Raw genomic sequence first — 17628 nt, 5'->3', positions numbered from 1 at the left:
CCGCCCGCCGGCGAACCCGCGCGTCACGCGAGTCCCAGCTCGTTGTCGATGAAGTCGAAGATCTCGGTCTCGCTGGCCGTCTCGAGCTTCTGCCGCGTGTTTTCCGCCGGGCCCGTGGCCAGCCGGCCCAGCAGCGCCTGCAGCCGGGTGGTGATCCGGGTGCCGGCGAGCTGCTCGGCGGTCAGCGCGGCGAAGGCCGCTTCGATCCGGTCGAGCTCGGCTTCGGCCGCCGCGGCCGGGTCGGCCGGACCGAGCTCGCGGCCGAGGAACTGGGCCAGCGCCGCCGGGGTGGCGTAGTCGAACCCGAGCGTCGCGGGCAGGGACAGGCCGGTGGCGGCGGCAAGTCCGTTGCGCAGCTCGACCGCCGTGAGCGAGTCGAGCCCCAGCTCCTTGAACGCGAGGCCGGGATCCACTGTGGACGGACTCGCGTACCCGAGCACGGCGGCGACCTCGGCGCGCACCAGCTCGAGTAGCGCGCGCTCCCGCTCGGGCCCGGTGAGCGCGTCGAGCTTCGCCCGGAGGTCCGGCTTCTGCACGGTGGTGAGGGCCCGGCGGGCCTCGGGCAGGTCATCGAGCAGCCGCGCGGCGCGGACGGTGGAGGCGAACACGGCCCAGTCGACATCGGCCACGGCGACGACGGGCTCGTTTCCGCTCATGGCGCGGTGCAAAGCCGCGGTGGCAAGCTCGGGAGCCAGCGGACGGATCCCGCCACGTTCGGCGCGGGCGCTGGCCCCGTCGGCCATGCCGGCACCGGCCCACGGACCCCACGCGATCGAGGTGGCGGGCAGGCCGAGCCCGGCCCGGTGCTCGGCGAGCGCGTCGAGCACGGCGTTGGCGGCGACGTAGTTGCCCTGTCCGGCCGCGCCGAGCGTGGCCGCCAGGGAGGAGAAGAGCACGAACGCGGACAGGTCGCGGGTCAGTTCGTGCAGGTTGATCGCCGAGTCTACTTTGGACTTCATAACTGTCGCGAGCCTTTGTGGTGTCAGGGAGTCCAGGACGCCGTCGTCGAGAACGCCGGCGGCATGCACGACGGCGTCGAGGCCGGGAAGAGAGTCGAGCAGCTCGGCGGCGGCATCCCGGTCGGCGAAGTCACAGGCGGCGATGGTCACCTTGGTGCCCAGTGCGCTGAGCTCGGCTTCCAGTTCGGCGGCGCCGGGAGCGGCGGGACCCCGCCGCCCGGCGAGTACGACGTGCGGCGCCCCGGTGCGTGCGAGCCACCGGGCGACCTCGGCACCCAGGGCGCCGGTACCGCCGGTGACCAGCACCGGACCTGTCGGGGTCCAGGGCTCATTTGTCTCTGCACCCGGGGCACGGACGAGCCGCCGGGCGAAGGTGCCGGCGGGGCGGATCGCGAGCTGGTCTTCGCCGTCGGTACCGGCGAGGGCGGCGATGAGGCGGGTCAGCTCGGGTTCGCCGGGGTCGGCGGGGAGGTCGACGAGGCCACCCCAGCGGTCCGGGTGTTCGAGCGCGGCGGTCCGCCCGAGGCCCCAGACCCCGGCGGCCAGGGGGTGCGCGGGAGTCTCACCTTCGAGGGCGACGGCTCCCGTGGTGATGGACCAGAGCGGCGCGTCGATGCCGGCGTCGCCGAGTGCTTGGAGGAGGGTGGTGCTCAGCGCCAGGCCGAGAGGCACGGACGGCTGGCCGGGGGTGGCGTGGACGGCCAGGCCCAGCAGCGAGAGGACGCCGGTGATCGGGCCGGGTGCGCCGAGCGATCCGGGGGTGGGCTCGGCTCCCGAGCTGCCAGGCACGCCGAGCAACTCGGCCGCGACCGCGTCGCGATCCGGCACTCCGAGCGTCACCGGCACCGGCTCGGCACCCGCCTCCACCAGCGCCGGGAACACCACCTTGACCAGCGGCTCCTCCTCGCACCCAGCCGGAACCACCACGAGCCAACGACCGGACAACCCCACCCGAGCCCGCTCCGCCACGGGCCGCCAAGACACCCGATACTGCTTACTGTCGACCGGCGACGTCACCGGCACCAAGGGCTCCGGCCAGAACACCTGCCGCTCGAAGGGGTACGTCGGCAGCGGGATGTTCCGGCTCCCGGACACCAGCGACGTCCAGTCCACGACAGCCCCACTGACGTGCAGCGAAGCCAACGCCGACAACGCCGTCGACGGCTCCGGACGGTCCTTGCGCAACATCGGAGTCGCCCCCGCCAGTGCCGACAACGTCCCGTCCGGGCCCAGCTCCACCAGCCGGGTCACCCCGACCGACCTCAGCCTCGACACCGCATCGGCGAACCGGACCGGCTCGCGCACCTGCCGGACCCAGTACTCCGGGTCCGTGACGTCCGCGTCGGGACTAACCGTGGACACGACGGGGATGCGCGGCTCGGCATACCCGATCCCGCGCGCCACCTCGGCGAACTCCTTCAGCATCGCGTCCATACGCCTCGAGTGAAACGCATGCGAGACCCGCAAATCCCTAGACTTCACCCCGCGCCCGGTCAGCTCGGCCGCGATCTCGGCCAGCACCTCGGCGTCGCCGGACAGCACCGTCGACTGCGGCCCGTTCACCGCGGCCAGGTCCGCGCGGTCCGCCGCGATCTCGAGAACTTCCTGCTCCGATGCCTGCACGGCGAGCATCGCGCCGCCGGCGGGCAACGCCTGCATCAAGCCCGCCCGGGCAGCGACCAGCGTGCCGGCGTCCGCCAGTGAGAACACCCCGGCGACGTGCGCCGCCGCCAGCTCGCCGATCGAATGGCCGGCCAGGTGGTCCGGCCGGACGCCCCACGACTCCAGCAGGCGGAACAACGCCACCTCGATCGCGAACAGCGCCGGCTGCGTGTACCCCGTCCGGTCGAGCGCCGCCGCGTCGCCGAACACCACCTCGCGCAACGGCCGGTCCAGCGCCGGGTCCAGCACCGCGCACGCCGCGTCGAACGCGTCCGCGAACACCGGGAACCGCGCGTACAGCTCGGCCCCCATCCCGACGCGCTGCGATCCCTGACCGGCGAACAGGAGGCCGGTCGCGCCGTCGCCGGCCTGTCCGGTGACAACGCCCGCGCCCGAGGCGCCCGCGGCGACCGCGGCCAGCCCGGCGAGCGGGTCGGTGCCCGTCACGACCGCCCGATGGTCGAACACCGCCCGCGCGGCCAGCGACCGGCCGACGTCGGCGAGGTCGGCGTCCGAGGCGGAGACGAACTCCAAGAGACGCGCGGCTTGAGCCCGCAGCACCCCTTCCGAGCGGCCCGACAACGGCCAGACCACGTCCGAAACCGAAGCGTCGGCCACTTCGAACGAAGGCGGCTGTTCGAGGATGACGTGCGCGTTCGTCCCGCTGAAGCCGAACGACGACACGCCCGCCCGGCGCGGCCGCTCCGAACGCGGCCAAGGCGTGGCCGACGTCAGCAAAGCCACGGCGCCACTCGACCAGTCGACGTGCCGCGACGGCCGGTCCGCGTGCAGCGTCTTCGGCAGCACGCCGTGCTCCAGCGCGAGGACCATCTTGATGACACCCGCGATCCCGGCCGCCGCCTGCGTGTGCCCGATGTTGGACTTCAGCGAACCCAGCCACAACGGCTGCGAACGGTCCCGGCCGTAGGTCGCCAGCAACGCCTGGGCCTCGATCGGGTCGCCCAGCGCGGTACCCGTGCCGTGCGCCTCGACGGCGTCCACATCGGACGGTTCCAGGCCCGCGTTCGCCAGCGCCGCCCGGATCACTCGCTGCTGCGACGGACCGTTCGGGGCAGTGAGGCCGTTCGACGCGCCGTCCTGGTTCATCGCCGAGCCGCGCAGCACCGCCAGCACCGGGTGCCCGAGCCGCCGCGCGTCGGACAGCAGTTCGACCAGCACGACGCCGGCGCCTTCGCCCCAGCCCGTGCCGTCCGCGTCGTCGGCGAAGGCCTTGCAGCGGCCGTCCGCCGCGAGCCCGCCCTGGCGGGAGAACTCGACGAACGCGCCGGGCGTCGCCATCACCGTCACGCCGCCGGCCAGCGCCATCGCGCACTCGCCCGACCGCACCGACTGCGCCGCCAGGTGCAGCGCCACCAGCGACGCCGAGCACGCCGTGTCGATGGTGACCGCCGGGCCGCCCAGGCCCAGCACGTACGACACGCGGCCCGACACGACCGACGCCGCGTTCCCGGTGCCTACGAACCCGCCGAAGTCCTCGCCCGAGCCCGCGAGCACCGCCGGGTAGTCCTGCCCGTTGGTGCCGAGGAACACGCCGACGTCCGGACCACCGGCCGGGTCGACCCCGGCGCGTTCCAAGGCCTCCCAAGCGGTTTCCAGGACGAGCCGTTGCTGCGGGTCCATCGCCAGCGCTTCCCGTGGCGAGATGCCGAAGAAGGCCGGGTCGAACTCCGTGACGCCGTCGACGAACGCACCCGCGCCGGTGACGACGCCGGCCGCCGCGAGGCCCCCGACGTCCCAGTGCCGGTCGGCGGGGAAGCCCCCGACCGCGTCACCGCCGGAGATCAGCAGCTCCCACAGGTCCTCCGGGGTCCGCACGCCGCCGGGGAACCGGCAGCCCATCGCCACGATCACGATCGGGTCCTCTGTGGACGCTGCTTCCCGCTCGACGACCGGCGCTTCGTCGGTCGTGCCCGCCAGGTGCGCGGCCAGGTCGGCGGCCGTCGGGTAGTCGTAGATCAGCGTCGCGGGCAGGTCCGTTCCGGTGGCCGCGCCGAGCCGGTTGCGCAGTTCGACGGCGGTCAGCGAGTCGAACCCGAGATCCTTGAACGACTTGTCCGCGGCGACCTCCTCGGCGTACCCGAGCACCGCGGCGACCTGGCGCCGGACCAGCGTCAGCATGTCCACATCGGACACTTCAGCTTCCGGAGCACCGGCCGCCTCGGGCAGTTCGGTCAGCAGGCGGCTCGGGCGCACGGCGGTGAGGCCGGGACCGAAGACCGGCCAGTCGACGTCGGCGAGCGCGATCGCGACGTCCCCGGCACCCAGTGCCCGGTCGAGCGCGGAGAGCGCGAGGCCGGGGTTCAGCGGCGAGAGCCCGCCGCGCCGCAGCCGGTCGCGGACGGCCTCGTCGGCCGCCATCCCGGCCTCGGCCCACGGCCCCCAGGCGAGCGAAGTCGCCGTAAGCCCGCGCGAACGCCGGTACGCGGCCAGCGCGTCGAGGTACGCGTTCGCCGCCGCGTAGTTGCCCTGCCCGGCCGATCCGACGGTGCCCGCGAGCGACGAGAACAGCACGAACGCCGAGAGCTCGCGGCCGGCGGTGGCCTCGTGCAGGTGCCAGGCGGTGGTCGCCTTGGCCCGCAGCACCCGGTCGAGCTTGTCGGGGGTGAGCCCGTCGAGCACGCCGTCGTCGAGCACGCCCGCCGCGTGGACGACGGCGGTCAGGTCCGGCAGGGAATCGACGAGCGCGGTGACCGCGTCCCGGTCGGTGAAGTCGCAGGCCACGACCGTGATCTCGGGCATCGCCGGTTCGGTCGCCGACGGGCCACGACGGCTGGCCAGCACGACGCGCGACGCGCCGCGCTCGACCGCCCAGCGCGCGAGGTGCCCGCCGAGGGCGCCGGTGCCGCCGGTGATCAGCACCGTCCCCGTGACCGTCCACGGAGGACATTCGCCGGTCAGCGGTGCCCGCACGAGCCGCCGGGCGAAGACCCCGGAGGGCCGGATGGCGACCTCGTCCTCGGCGCCGTCGGCGAGCACTCCGCACAGCCGGTCGAGCGCTCGTTCGTCGAGCGTCTCGGGCAGGTCGACCAGGCCGCCCCAGCGGCGCGGGTGTTCCACGGCGGCGGATCGGCCGAGGCCCCACACCTGCGCCTGCTCCGGGTGCGTGAGGGGGTCGGAGCGGCCGGTCGAGACCGCGCCCCGGGTCGCGCACCACAGCGGCGCGGACCAGCCGAGCGTCCCGAGAGCCTGCACCAGCGCGAGGGTGTCTTCCACCGCCAGCAGCGCGAGGACGCCGGCGGGTTCGTCTGCCGGCAGGGCGGCGCCGGCCGGGACGGGCAGCACGTCCGCACCCCGGTCGCGCAGGCCCTCGACGACGTCGTCGGCACCGTCGCCCACCACGAGCCAGCGGCCGGACAACCGGGTCGCGGTCGTCCCGGTGACCGGGCGCCAGCCGATCCGATAACGCCAGTTATCCACTGTGGACTCGTCGTGCGCGCGACGGCGCCACGCGGCCAGCGCGGGGACGACGTCGCTCAGCGGGGTCTCCGAAGGCACGTCGAGCGCGGTGGTCAAGGCGGCGAGATCCTGCCGCTCGACCGCCGACCAGAACTGCTCCGCGCCGGTGTCCACGACCTCGGCGGACTCCGGCGAGGTGAGCCAGAAGCGCTCGCGCTGGAAGGCGTACGTCGGCAGGTCGACCCGCCGGGCGCCGTCGAGCAGCGCGGTCCAGGCGGGCGTTCCGCCCCGCACGTACAGCTCGGCCAGCGCGGTCAGGACCGACTCCCGCTCGTCACGCCCCGCGCGCAGCATCGCCACGACCGGGACGCCCGCCAGCCCGGCGAGGGTCCCGGCCGGGCCGATCTCGACGAACCGCGCGGTGCCCCGGCCTTCGAGCGCCGTCACGCGGTCGGCGAACCGGACCGGTTCGCGCACGTGTCGCACCCAGTACTCCGGGTCGGTCAGGTCGGCGGGTTCGCCGGTGACGATCGGGATCTTCGGCGCCGAGAAGGTCAGCCCGGCCACGACCTGGCGGAACTCGGCCAGCATCGGATCCATCAGCACCGAGTGGAAGGCGTGCGACACGGCGAGGCGCTTGGTCTTGCGCCCGCGGGAAGCCAGTTCGGCCGCGGCCGCGAGGACGGCGTCCTCGTCGCCGGACAGCACGACGGAGTCGGCCGCGTTGACCGCGGCCAGGTTCACCCGCTCGCCCAGCAGCGGCGTGACCTCGGCTTCGGTGGCTTGGACGGCGACCATCGCCCCGCCCGCGGGAAGGGCCTGCATCAGCCGGGCGCGCGCGGCGACCAGCTTGCCGGCGTCGGCCAGTGAGAGGACCCCGGCGACGTGCGCCGCCGCCAGCTCGCCGATGGAGTGCCCGGCCAGGAAGTCCGGCTTCACACCCCAGGACTCCAGCAGCCGGAACAGCGCCACCTCGACGGCGAACAGCGCGGGCTGCGTGTAGCCGGTGTCGTTCAGGGAGTCGCCCGAGATCGCTTCGGCCAGCGGGAAGTCGAAGCCCGCACACACCTCGTCGAAGGCCGAGGCGAAGGCCGGGAACTCGCGACGTAGTTCGGCACCCATGCCGATCCGCTGGGATCCCTGGCCGGAGAACAGGAAGGCGAGCTTGCCGGTCTTGCCCGCCACACCGTCCACAAGGGACGCAGACGGCGCGTCGGCGGCGAGAGCGTCGAGGGCCGTCGCAGCCTCGGCAGCGTCGGCGGCCAGCACGACGGCCCGGTGCTCGAACGCCGATCGGCCGGTGACCAGCGACAACGCGGTGTCCGCGAGCGGCTGGCCCGCCGTCAGGTGTTCCCGAAGCCGAGCGGCCTGCTCGCGCAGGGCTTCGCGGGAGCGCGCCGAGAGCGCGAGCGGCACCGGTCCGCCGACCGTGGTCGCCGCGGCGGCGGGCGTGGCGTCGTAACTTTCCAGGACCACGTGCGCGTTGGTCCCGCTGATGCCGAACGACGAAACGCCGGCGCGGCGCGGAGTCTCGCCGGCCGGCCATGCGACGTTCTCGGTGAGCAGCTCGACCGCCCCGGCCGCCCAGTCGATGTGCGGCGACGGCGAGTCGACGTGCACCGTGCGCGGCAGCACCCCGTGCCGCATGGACAGCACCATCTTGATCACGCCGGCCACGCCCGCGGCGGCCTGGGTGTGGCCGATGTTCGACTTGACCGAGCCGAGCCAGAGCGGCCGGTCGCGGTCCTGGCCGTAGGTCGCCAGCAGCGCGTGCGCCTCGATCGGGTCGCCCAGCGTGGTGCCCGTGCCGTGCGCCTCGACGGCGTCCACTTCGGACGGTTTGAGTCCCGCGCTCGCCAGCGCGGCCCGGATGGCCTGCTGCTGCGCCGGGCCGTTGGGGGCGGTGAGCCCGTTGGACGCGCCGTCGGAGTTGACCGCGGAGCCGCGGACCACGGCCAGCACCGGGTGCCCGCTGGCCAGCGCGTCGGACAGCTTCTCGACGAGGACGAGGCCGACGCCCTCGGACCAGCCGGTGCCGTCGGCCGCGGCCGCGAAGGGCTTGCACCGCCCGTCGGGCGCGAGCCCGCGCTGGCGGCTGAACTCCAGGAACATGCCGGGGGTCGACATGACGGTGACGCCGCCGACGAGCGCGAGCGAGCACTCGCCGCGCCGCAGCGCCTGGGCGGCCCAGTGCAGCGCGACCAGCGACGACGAGCACGCGGTGTCGACGGTGACGGCCGGGCCCTTGAGCCCGAGCTGGTAAGCGACGCGGCCGGAGATGACCGCGGTCGAGTTGCCGGTGAGCAGGTGCCCTTCGACGCCGTCGGGCAGCGCGGTGAGGCCGGAGCCGTAGCCGGTGGACGTGCCGCCGACGAACACCCCGGCTTTCGTACCGCGCAGCGACAGCGGGTCGATCCCGGCGCGTTCGATGGTCTCCCACGCCGTTTCGAGCAGCAGCCGCTGCTGCGGGTCGGTGGCCAGCGCCTCGCGCGGGCTCATCCCGAAGAAGCCGGGGTCGAACTCCGCCGCGTCGTAGACGAACCCGCCCTCGCGGACGTAGCTGGTGCCCGCCTGCCCGGCGTCGCCGGAGTACAGCGCCGCCGGCCAGCCGCGGTCGGTCGGGAAGCCCGCCATGCCGTCGCCGCCGGCGGCCAGCAGCTGCCACAGCTGGTCGGGGGTGCGGACGCCGCCGGGGAAGCGGCAGCCCAGGCCGATCACGGCGACCGGCTCGGCGTCCCGGTCCTCGACCTCGCGCAACCGCTGGTTCGCCGCCCTCAGGTCGGTGGTGACCTTCTTGAGGTAGTCGAGCAGCTTCTTCTCGTTGTCGGAGGTCACGCCCCGAACTCCTTGTCGATCAGGTCGAACAGTTCGTCGGCGGACGCGGCCGCGACGTCGTCCGACGGGGCTTCTTCGGGGGCGGTGCCGGTCCACCACGCGAGCAGGCTCTGGAGCCGCTCGGTGATCTCGTCACGGCCTTCATAGCCCTCGGGCAGCGTCGCGAGCGAACCGCGCAGGTCGTCGACCAGGCTGTTCGCCGACGGCGCCGCCGGGGCGATCTCGGCGAGCAGGTAGCCGGCCAGCTCGAGGACCGTCGGGTAGTCGAACACCAGCGTCGCGGGCAGCCGTTTCCCGGCGACCGCGCCGAGCCGGTTGCGCAGCTCGACCGCGGTGAGCGAGTCGAAGCCCAGCTCGCTGAACGCCTTGCCGGCGTCGATGTCCACTGTGGACGCGTGGCCCAGCACCGCGGCGACCTGGCCGGAGACCAGGTCCACCACCAGGTCCTCGCGGTCCGCGACCGGGGTCGTGGCCAGCCGCTCGGCCAGGCCCGCCGGCTCGGCCTTCGCGACGGACACGGCCGCCCGCCGCGCCGGGGCGGTGACGAGCCCCCGGAACAGCGGGGCCACCGCGCCCGAGGACGCCAGCGCGGCCGTGTCGACCCGCATCGGCACCACGGCCGCCTCGCCAGACGCCACGCCCTCGTCGAGGAGGGCGAGGCCGAGTTCGGCCGACAGCGGCAGCAGCCCGGCGCGGGCCATCCGGCCCAGGTCCGTCTCGGTCAGGCCGCTGGTCATGCCGACGGCGGCCGACCACGGGCCCCACGCCAGCGCCACCGCGGGCAGCCCGAGAGCGTGCCGGTGGGTGGCGAAGGCGTCCACGAAAGCGTTTGCGGCCGCGTAGTTCGCCTGTCCCGCGCCACCGAACAGGCCGGCGGCCCCGGAGAACAGCACGAACGCGGTGAGGTCGGCGTGGCGGGTCAGCTCGTCGAGGTGGACCGCGGCGTCGACCTTCGGCCGCAGCACCTTGTCGAGACGGGCGGCGTCCAGCGAGCCGACGACGCCGTCGTCGAGCACCCCGGCGGTGTGCATGACCGCCCGCAGCGGGTGCTCGGCGGGGATGCCGTCGAGCAACGCGGCCAGCGCGTCGCGGTCGGCCGCGTCGCACGCCGCCACGGTGACGGTCGCGCCGAGTCCGGTCAGCTCGTCCCGCAGCTGCTCGGCTCCCTCCGCCGCGAGGCCGCGACGGCTGGTGAGCAGCAGGTGCCGGGCGCCGTGCTCGGTGACCAGGTGCCGGGCCAGCAGCCCGCCGAGACCGCCGGTGCCGCCGGTGATCAGGACCGTGCCCTCGGGGTCGAGCGAGGCGGGCACGGTCAGGACGACCTTGCCGACGTGCTTGGCCTGCTGGAGGTGCTTGAACGCCGCCGGTGCGCGGTGGACGTCCCACGCGGTGACCGGAATCGGCCGCAACACACCCTGGCCGAGCAGGCCGAGGACCTCGCGCAGCATCTCGGCGATGCGGTCAGGCCCGGCTTCGATGAGGTCGAACGCCTGGTAGGCGACGCCCGGGTGGGCGGCGGCGACGTCGGCGGGGTTCCGGACGTCGGTCTTGCCCATCTCCAGGAACCGGCCGCCGCGGGGCAGGAGCCGCAGCGACGCGTCGACGAACTCCCCGGCCAGGGAGTCGAGCACGACGTCGACACCGCGGCCCTCGGTGGCCGTGAGGAACCGGTCCTCGAAGTCCAGGGTCCGCGAGGACGCGATCCGGTCGTCGGCGAGGCCGTGCCGGCGCAGTGCGTCCCACTTGCCGGCGCCCGCGGTGCCGAACACGTCGGCGCCGAGGTGCTTCGCGAGCTGGACGGCGGCCATGCCGACGCCGCCCGCGGCCGCGTGGACCAGCACCGTCTCCCCCGCTCGCACGCGGCCGAGGTCGACCAGCGCGTAGTAGGCGGTGAGGAACACGATCGGCACGGACGCCGCCTCGGCGAACGACCAGCCGTCCGGGACCCGGGCGACGAGCCGCTGGTCGGCGACCGCGAGGGGCCCGAACGCGCCGGGGAACATGCCGAGCACGCGGTCGCCGACGGCGAGTCCGATGACGCCGGGGCCGACCTCGGTGACGACGCCCGCGCCTTCCAGGCCCATCTGCCCGGCCTCGCCGGGGTACATGCCGAGCGCGTTGAGGACGTCGCGGAAGTTGACGCCCGCCGCGCGGACGGCGATCCGCACGTGGCCGTCCGGAAGGGGCGCGGCGACCTCCGGGCACGGCAGCAGGGTGAGGTTCTCCAGCGTGCCCTTGTCGACGATGTCGAGCCGCCAGGGCCCGTCCTTCGGGGCGCTGAGCACCCCGCCGGCCGCCTCGGCGCGGACCAGGCGGGCGGCGTGCGGCTCACCGTCGCGAATGGACAGCTGAGGTTCGCCGGTCGCCAGCGCGGCCGGGACGGCACCGTAGGACGCGTCCTTTCCGTCGACGTCGACCAGCAGGAACCGGTCCGGGTTCTCGGCCTGGGCCGAGCGGACCAGGCCCCAGACGGCGGCGTTGGCCAGGTCGGTCACCTCGCCGCGGTGCGCCACCGCGCCGGAGGTGACGACCACGAGCTTCGCGCCTTCCAGTGCGTCTTCGGCCAGCCAGCGCTGCACGGTGGCGAGCGCCGATCCAGTCGCCGCGCGCACCTCGCCGGGCAAGTCCGCCGCGCGGCCGGGCACGAGCGGTGCGAAGACGACCTCCGGTGGCGTGCCGCCCTCGGCGAGCAGGGTGTCGATGTCCACATAGGACTTCAGCGGGCCGGACGTGCCGAGCTGGACGCCGAGCTTGTGCGGGTCCGGGCCGAGCACGGCCCACGACCCGGTGTCCGGTTCGGACCCGGTGCCCAGCGGCGTCCAGTCCACCTGGAACAGCGAGTCGCGCAGCCCGCTGGGCTCGGCCGCCAGCTGGTCCGCGGACACCTGGCGCATGGCGAGGGAGTCCACAGTGGCCACGGGGTGGCCCGCGGCGTCGGCGATGGTCAGCGCCAGCGCGTCCGCTCCGGCCAGGCTCAGCTTGACGCGGAGCGAGTCGGCGCCGGACGCGTGCAGCGTGACCCCCGACCAGGAGAACGGGAGCCGGCTCTGCCCGGACCCGGCCAGCGGCAGGTAGAGCAGGGCCTGCAGGGCCGCGTCGAGCAGGGCCGGGTGCAGCCCGAAGCGGCGCGCGTCGGCGCGAGCCGACTCCGGCAGGGCGATCTCGGCGAACACGTCGTCGCCGGCCCGCCAGGCGGCGGTCAGGCCGCGGAAGGCGTCCCCATAGGCGAACCCGCCCGCCGCGTAGGTGACGTAGAAGTCCGCCACAGCAAGGGTTTCCGCCTTCGCGGGCGGCCACTCGGACAGTGGTTCGCCGGGCTCCCCGGCGTCGACGGCGAGCAGGCCGCTGGCGTGCTGGACCCAGTCCTCGGTGCCTTCGATCCGCGAGTACGCGCTGAAGGTGCGTGTCCCGTCCTCACCGGGTGCGCCGACCGAGCACTGCAGCTGGACGCCGCCCCGCGCGGGCAGCACCAGCGGCGCGGCCAGCGTCAGCTCCTCCACCCGGGCGCAGCCGGCCTGGTCCGCGGCGCGGACGGCCAGCTCCAGGAACGCCGTGCCCGGCAGCAGGACCTGGCCCATGACCTCGTGGCCGGCCAGCCACGGGTGCGTGGACAGCGCGAGCCGGCTGGTGAACAGCAGCTCGTCGGACCCGGCCACGGACACCGCCGCACCGAGCAGCGGGTGGTCGACCGCGGTGAGGCCGGCGGCGGTGACGTCCCCGAGGGGCATGCCGGACAGGTGCGGCCAGAAGCGCTGGTACTGGAAGGCGTACGTCGGCAAGTCGACCCGGCGCGCGCCGGTGCCGGCGAACACGGCCGTCCACTCGGGACTCTGGCCGTGGACGTGCAGCTCACCGATCGCGGCCAGCACGCTGACGCGTTCGTCCCGGCCCTTGCGCAGGGTGGGCACCGCTACGGCCGCGTCGACCATCGGCGTGAGGACGGCGTCCGGCCCGATCTCGACGAACCGGTTGACGCCCAGGCCGTGCAGGGTCGTGACGGCGTCGGCGAACCGCACGGCCGCGCGCACCTGGCCGACCCAGTACTCCGGCGTGACCACGGACGTGACCGCACCGGTCACCGTGGACACGATCGGCAGGTTCGGTTCGGCGTAGGTGACCTGCTCGGCCACCTTCGCGAAGTCGGTCAGCATCGGATCCATCAGCGGCGAATGGAACGCGTGGGACACCGTGAGCCGCTTGGTCTTGCGGCCCAGTGCGGTGAAGTGCTGCTCGATTCCGTCGAGGTCGTCGCCGGAGACGACGATCGACGCCGGCCCGTTGATCGCGGCGATGCTCACCGTGTCCGTGAGCAGCGGCGTGACCTCGTCCTCGGTGGCCGACACGGCCAGCATGCCGCCGCCACGCGGGAGTGCCTGCATCAACCGGCCACGCGCGGCGACCAGGCGGCACGCGTCGGCCAGGGAGAACACCCCGGCGACGTGTGCGGCGGCCAGTTCGCCGATCGAGTGCCCGGCCAGGTACTCGGGCCGGACGCCCCAGGATTCGAGCAGGCGGAAAAGTGCCACTTCGACCGCGAACAGCGCGGGCTGGGTGTAGCCGGTCTCGTTCAGCAGGTCCTCGTCACCGAAGACGACGTCGGCCAGCGGCCGGTCCAGCTCGGTGTCGAAGTGCGCGCACGCGGCGTCGAACGCCTCGGCGTACACCGGATATTCGGCGTACAGCTCGCGGCCCATGCCGAGCCGCTGCGCGCCCTGTCCGGTGAACAGGAACGCGATCCGGCCTTCGCTCGCCGGGCTGGGGAGAGGCCCGTCGGCGAGGTCGCGCAGACTCCGCAGCAGCTCCTCGGTCTCGGTGCCGACCACGACCGCGCGGTGCTCGAACGCCGAGCGGCCGGTGGCCAGGGACCAGCCGACGTCGGCCGGCCGCTCGTCGGCCAGGCGGTCGGCGAGCTGTGCGGCCTGCGCCCGCAGCGCCGCCTCGGACCGGCCCGAGAGCACCCACGGCACCGGACCCGACCACACCGACTCGGCCGCAGCGGGCTCTTCGGGGGCCTGCTCGACGATCACGTGGGCGTTGGTGCCGCTGACGCCGAACGACGAGATCCCGGCGCGGCGCGGGTGCCCGTTGGGCGACCACTCGACGGCGTCGGACAGCAGCCGGACGTCGCCCGCGGTCCAGTCCACATGGGACGACGGGACGTCGGCGTGCAGCGTCTTCGGCAGCAGGTCGTGGCCGAGCGACAGGACCATCTTCATGATCCCGGCCGCTCCCGCCGCAGCCTGCGTGTGCCCGATGTTGGACTTCACCGAGCCGAGCCACAGCGGCCGGTCGCGGTCCTGCCCGTAGGTGGCGAGCACGGCCTGGGCTTCGATCGGGTCGCCCAGCACCGTGCCGGTGCCGTGCGCTTCGACGGCGTCCACTTCGGACGGTGCCAGCCCGGCGTCGGCCAGTGCCGCGCGGATGACCCGCTGCTGCGAAGGCCCGTTCGGGGCGGTGAGGCCGTTCGACGCGCCATCCTGGTTGACCGCACTTCCGCGGACCAGCGCGAGCACCGGGTGCCCGTTGCGGCGGGCGTCGGACAGCCGTTCGAGCAGCACCATCCCGGCGCCCTCGCCCCAGCCGGTGCCGTCCGCGTCGTCGGAGAAGGCCTTGCAGCGGCCGTCGAGCGCGAGGCCGCGCTGGCGGCTGAACTGGATGAACCCGGACGGCGTCGACATGATCGTGACGCCGCCGGCCAGCGCGAGCGAGCACTCCCCCGACCGCAGCGCCCGCGCGGCGAGGTGCACCGCGACCAGCGACGACGAGCACGCCGTGTCGACCGTGACGGCCGGGCCTTCGAGGCCGAGCGCGTAGGAGATCCGGCCGGACACCACGGATCCCGCGTTGCCGGTCATGGTGTAACCCTCGACGCCCTCGTCGTCGCCGAGCGCGAGCAGCGGGGTGTAGTCCTGGCCGTTGGAGCCGGCGAAGACGCCGACCGGGCCGCCGCGCAGCGACGCCGCGTCGATCCCGGCACGTTCGATGGCCTCCCAGGCGGTTTCGAGCAGCAGGCGCTGCTGCGGGTCCATGGCCAGCGCTTCGCGCGGGTTGATGCCGAAGAACGCGGCGTCGAACCGGCTGGCGCCGTCGAGGAACCCGCCGCGGCGGGTGTAGGACGTGCCCTGGTGGTCGGGGTCCGGGTCGTAGAGCGCGTCGAGGTCCCAGCCGCGGTCGTCGGGGAAGTCGGTGATCGCGTCCGCGCCGCCGGACAGCAGGGCCCACAGGTCTTCCGGCGAGCGCACGCCGCCGGGGAACCGGCACGCCATCGAGACGATGGCGATCGGGTCGTCCTCGACGGCCTTCGGGGTGACGTCCACAGTGGACGTCGTCTCGACCGGTTCGCCCAGCTCGCCCTTGAGGTGCGTGACCAGGGCGGTCGTGGTCGGGTAGTCGAAGATGAGCGTCGCGGGCAGCTTGAGCCCGGTGGCGGCGCTGAGGCGGTTGCGCAGGTCGACCGCGGTCAGCGAGTCGAACCCGAGGTCGGTGAATGCCCGGTTCGGCTCGACGTCACCGGGCCCGGCGTACCCGAGCACACCGGCGACCTGCGTGCGGACGAACTCGAGGACGTCACGCTCGCTCAGCCCGACGGCCGGGGTGGTCTCCCCCGCGGCTTCGATCGCCGCGCGGGCCTCGGGGATGCCGAGCAGCAGCGGGCTCGGCCGGACGGCGGTGAACGACGGCACGTACCGCGCCCAGTCGACGCCCGCCACGGTGAGGGTGGTCTCGCCGTGGTCGAGGGCCTGCTGCAGCGCCGAGATCGCCAGCTCCGGGTCGAGCGCGTGGATGCCACCGAGCCGCTGCCGTTCGGCGACGGCGGTGGCGTCGGCCATGCCGGTGTCGGCCCACGGGCCCCAGGAGATCGAGGTCGCGGCCAGCCCGAGCGAGCGCCGGTGCTCGGCGAGCGCGTCGAGGTAGGCGTTGGCGGCGGCGTAGTTGCCCTGGCCGGGGCCACCCCAGACGCCCGCGGTCGAGGCGAAGGAGACGAACGCCGTCAGGTCGAGGTCCTTGGTCAGCTCGTGCAGGTGGAACGCGGCGAGGGCCTTGGGCTTGAGCACGCCCATCAACCGGTCCGGGGTGAGCGAGTCCAGGACGCCGTCGTCGAGGACACCGGCCGCGTGGACGACGGCGGTCGGCGGGTGCTCGGCCAGCACCGCGGCGAGTGCGTCGCGGTCGGCGACGTCGCAGGCCACGACGGTCGCCTCGGCACCGAGCGCGGCGATTTCCGCGCACAGCTCGGCCGCGCCCGGGGCGTCCACGCCGCGACGGCTGGTGAGCACCAGCCGTTCGGCGCCACGCCCGGCCAGCCAGCGGGCGACCTTGGCGCCCAGGCCGCCGGTACCGCCGGTGATCAGCACGGTTCCTTCCGGCGTCCATTCGCGGGCCGGCGGCGTCGAGCCGAGCGGCGAGCGCAGGAGCCGTCGGGCGAAGACGCCGGACGCGCGGACGGCGACCTGGTCTTCGTCACCGGAGAGCGCCGCCACCACCCGGGCGGTCGCGCGGTCGTCGAGGTCGGCGGGCAGGTCGAGCAGGCCGCCCCAGCGGCCGGGGAGTTCGAGCGCGGCGACGCGGCCGAGGCCCCACACCGGCGCCTGGGCGGGGTTGCGGAGCGCGTCGGCCTTGCCGGTCGACACCGCGCCGCGCGTGAGTGTCCACAAGGGAGCGTCGCCGATCGCTTGGATCAGGGTCAGCGTGTCGACGAGCCCGCGGTAGGACACGTCGGTCCCCAGCAAGGAGACGATCCCCGCCGGTTCGATGTCCCCGATCCGCTCGGCCAGGGTGGCTCGATCGATCCCGGACTCCACCTCGACCGTGACCGTCTCGGCACCGAAGCGGTCCAGCGGCAACGCGGTCTCATCGCCCGGGCGGCGCACGACGAGCCAGGTGCCCTCGAGGCGCGGCGAGGCGTCGGCCGTGACCGGCTGCCAGCCGACGCGGTACCGCCAATTGTCCACTGTGGATTCTTCACGGCGCTGCCTGCGGTAGGCGGCCAGCGCGGGCAGCAGGTCTTCGACGGCTCCCGCGTCGATGCCGAGCGTCTTCGCCAGCTCACCGGCGTCGTCGCGTTCGACGGCCGACCAGAATCCGGCGTCGGCGGCGTCCGAGGCCGCGGCGACGTCACCCGGGCCGGGCAGCGTCGGCCAGTAGCGCTGCCGCTGGAACGGATACGTCGGCAGGTCCACCATGGACCCGCTCAGCGCGAAGTCCACGTCGACGCCGCGCGCCCACAGCTCGCCGGCCGAGGTGAGGAAGCGGGCGAGCCCACCCTCGTCGCGGCGCAGCGAACCGGTGACGACGGCGTCGTCGAGGGTCCCGGCGATCGCGGTGCCCAGCACGGGGTGCGCGCTGGACTCGACGAACACGCCGAAGCCCTGCTCGCCGAGCGCGACGGTGGCGGGCGCGAACAGCACGCGCTGCCGCAGGTTCCGGTACCAGTAGGCGGCAGTCAGCTCGGTGGTGTCGAGCCAGTCGCCGGTGACGGTCGAGTAGAACGGGATCCGGGCTTCACGCGGGGTGACCGGCGCGAGGACGTCCAGGAGCTCGGCCTCGATCGCCTCGACGTGCGCGGAGTGCGACGCGTAGTCGACCGCGACCTTGCGAGCCCGGACGCCGTCAGCGGCGTAGCGGGCCACGAGTGCGTCGACCTGGTCCGGGTCGCCGGAGACGGTGACCGCGGCGGTGCCGTTCAGCGCGGCGATGGACAGGCCGTCCGGTAGTTCGATCTCCTCGGCCGGCAAAGCGATCGACGCCATCGCGC

The 17628-nt window shown here is 74.2% G+C and carries 2 protein-coding genes (1 of these 2 cut by a window edge); both read right to left on the bottom strand.

From position 1 onward, the window contains the following. Positions 1 to 23 precede the first annotated feature (23 nt). A complete protein-coding gene (locus ACZ7PG_RS48875; protein ID WP_470246083.1) occupies positions 24 to 8873 on the bottom strand; it encodes a type I polyketide synthase in 8850 nt (2949 codons plus the stop codon). Next, positions 8870 to 17628: the end of a type I polyketide synthase gene (locus ACZ7PG_RS48870; RefSeq protein ID WP_470246082.1), read on the bottom strand. It continues 15481 nt past the right edge of the window; the window shows 8759 of its 24240 coding nt (coding positions 15482-24240); the start codon falls outside the window, past its right edge; the stop codon is at positions 8870 to 8872. Before ACZ7PG_RS48870 ends, ACZ7PG_RS48875 begins: the two co-directional genes overlap by 4 nt.

The sequence above is a fragment of the Amycolatopsis sp. NPDC114504 genome (assembly GCF_055633595.1).
This window is presented reverse-complemented; position numbering and strand designations above follow the sequence as displayed.